At 40.5% G+C, this 269-nt stretch carries 1 protein-coding gene; it reads left to right on the top strand.

Features of this window, described 5'->3' with window-relative positions; all coding sequences use genetic code 11:
* Positions 1-269, top strand: a 269-nt coding sequence (locus R0J87_RS20880) for a hypothetical protein (protein WP_498888653.1), incomplete at both ends; no start/stop codon positions are given.

The raw sequence follows: 269 nt of genomic DNA, 5'->3' as shown, positions 1-269 counted from the left end.
GAAAAGACCTCTCATGAATTTGAAGCAATTAGATTATGGGAGCAACCTCCAGAGAGGTTTTTATCTTCCCCAGCATTGTATCCTTTTGCAGTTTTAACTCAACCAGACAAAGCAGAAGAGACGTTAAGAAATGTTGCTCAACAGTTGAACACAACCGAGGAGTTACCCCAGCGCGATAATCTCAGCGCAGCCACAGGCATTTTAGCTGGTTTAATATTAAATAAGAACCTAATTCGCCAAGTCTTAAGGAAGGAAATTATGAAAGAGTC

This window comes from Halomonas sp. SIMBA_159 (genome assembly GCF_046536035.1).
Lineage (GTDB): Bacteria > Pseudomonadota > Gammaproteobacteria > Pseudomonadales > Halomonadaceae > Vreelandella > Vreelandella venusta_A.
The sequence above is the reverse complement of the archived record's forward strand: the minus strand, read 5'-3'. Positions and strand labels throughout refer to the sequence as shown.